A 2,346-nucleotide genomic window follows, 5' to 3' on the forward strand; every position below is an offset into this window, starting at 1 on the left:
ATCTGGGTCTGTGGTAAGTCCCATCCTCCCAGGTCACAGGGGCATTCGTGTGTCACGACCCAGTCACACGACCATAAACTTCGGCGGATCCAGGCTCAGAGCACCGTACTGTTGCTTCTCCCTGGGTAAGGAGCACCAGGACGGGTCGAAGGCCGCGGGCTTCGGCGAGCGAGGTCCACCCGGACAGCTCGTCGTCGGGGTGCGGCACGAGGAAGAGGTGCAAACCCCACGGCGAAGCGTCGTGGTTCGACGTCGACACAGTTGCGACGTCGCGGTCCAGCGCCCAACGCTGCGTCGACACCGCAGGACGAATCAATAGCACGGTAGTCGCGGCGACGGTCGCCATCGTGACGGCCAAAGCGACAACCACGACCGGCAAGGGGGTACCACGACGGCGCCGAGGCGGGGTCGTGGGCATGAGGACACCGTAGGCGAGGCGGTTCGTGGGCTCTGTATCCGGGTATGGCAGCGATCAGGGCGCACTGAGCGGCTGAGAGGTCGCGACCGACGAACGTCCTCATCTGCCGCTTCCAGCGCGATACCCACCCGTGCGATACGAGCGGTCTTAGGCCCCGATGCGGGCGAAGTCGAGGCTCTCCTTGATGATCGACAGCACCACGTGCAGTTCGTCGCTGTCCCGGGGGCCGAAGATCATGAACTCTGTGCCGAAGTCCGCGTACTGGTGAGGCTCGGCCCAGCCGAGACGGACCAGCTCTTCGCCACGATCCGCTGGAAGCACTAGATGCACGCTCGTGTCCTGCACGCCGTGCAGATGCACCGGCTCCAGGCGCCTTCCGGGAGAAAGCGAGGCTCGAGGCGAAACCTCCTCCTTGAAGTCCGCCAGGTAGACGGCTCGGGAGGACGCCGGAGAAACCTGACTGATTCCCTCGACAACGCCCTCAAGGGCGAAGACCTGAGCGACCAACTCTCCCCAGATCGCCGGTGGAGCCAATTGGTCGACCTGTCGGTGCGGGCCCTCGTCCGACGTGGTCGGGCGGACGCCAGCGCGTTGTTCGATAAGCACCTCGAGACTGTACCCAACGGTTGAACGGGGCCACCCCGGTTCTCCCGCGGTCGCGCTCATCTGCCGCACCTGGCGTCCATCGGTCGGGAGCTTGTCACTATCGAGACGCGTGCAGCGGCGTCGCGCTCGTCGGGTTCGTTGTGGGGGCCCGGTGTTGGTTTTTCTGACTGGCCGCCAGCCTGCTTTCGGACCCGACTGGAGGCGTCCAGGCTGAGTGTGGGCTCATGACCGGACGATGGCCGTCACTGGCTGCGAGGGTGGATCGCAGCGCCGCGCGCGTCGCCGTGGCCGCCTGGCCACCGACGTCCTCCGCAGGGCCTCGAATGCCTTCTGGGAACGGGATGGCTCGTTTGTGGAGGACGTCGCGCGGGGCGACGGTTGCCTCTTGTGGCGGTGGGACCCCTCTACCGTTGTCCTCGGACGCCGTTCGCGCGATGTCGTTTGCCGCCCTGGCGTCGACCAGCAGGGGCGCCTTGCGTGCGGTCTCGTGAAAAACCCCTGCCACCCCGGCCATGGTGGCGTGGAACCGGTGCAGCGATCTCACCAGGGTCTCCCCGTCCACACGTTCCCTGATGTCCTCGACCGAGGCGGGCATGCGCCTGGTCGCGGTGACCTCTCGCATGGCGTCCACCAGTTCCCACCCTGCCTTGCTCAGCGCGAGAGGGCTCGAGTCGTGCGGGTGGGTGAGCTGCTGGAAGTACGTGTGTGCCTGGCCCCACTTCTCGATCATCGTTTCCAGCGCGGGACTGATCTCGTTTTCGAACGTTCGGGGGTCTACCTGTCCGGTCTGGACGGCTGCCCGCCACAGGGCGTGCACGTGTAGGGATGCGCTGAACGCTGCCCCAGCCACCCGCGTCAGCGCGTGGGTCGTGGGTTCTCGGGTCAGTGCCCGTTGGGCGTGGACGTCCCAGCTGGCGATGGCGCCGGGGATTCTGGTGTCGTCCGGCGGTTCGCGGTGCCTTCCGTGAAACGCCTGCGGGTAGTGGCCGTTGATGTAGGAGTGGGTGATCTGTTCGATGCTGAGGACCTGGTGGCGTAGTTCCTCGGCGGTGACCCGGTGCACCTGCAGACGGCGGTCGCCCTTCTCCTCGGCCGCGGTCTTGGCAAGGCCTACGGCCACGGCGTGGGAAGCGACGTAGAGGGTGTGCATGATGTTGACGCGCGCGGCGAAGGAGTCGCGCAGCTGAGCCTCGGTCCACCGGTTCGGCTCGCGGCGCTCGATGAGGTCAAGTCCGGTGGAGTGGTGTACGACGGTGATCCCTCGGTGGGGTTGATCAGGCCGTCAGTGCGGGGACGGTAGCAGCGGTTTCCTCCTGTCCGGT

Annotated in this window: 2 protein-coding genes; both read right to left on the reverse strand. The window is 66.4% G+C overall.

Features of this window, described 5'->3' with window-relative positions:
• Positions 1-565: 565 nt before the first annotated feature.
• A complete protein-coding gene (locus BJF81_RS11820) occupies positions 566-1,084 on the reverse strand; it encodes a luciferase domain-containing protein (protein ID WP_237770218.1) in 519 nt (172 codons plus the stop codon).
• A 37-nt stretch (positions 1,085-1,121) separates the two neighbouring features.
• Entirely contained in the window at positions 1,122-2,174 is a 1,053-nt protein-coding gene (locus BJF81_RS11825) for a hypothetical protein (protein WP_075958512.1), read from the reverse strand.
• Positions 2,175-2,346 lie beyond the last annotated feature (172 nt).

The sequence above is a fragment of the Ornithinimicrobium sp. CNJ-824 genome, assembly GCF_001942405.1.
GTDB classification, from domain to species: Bacteria; Actinomycetota; Actinomycetes; order Actinomycetales; family Dermatophilaceae; genus Ornithinicoccus; species Ornithinicoccus kibberensis.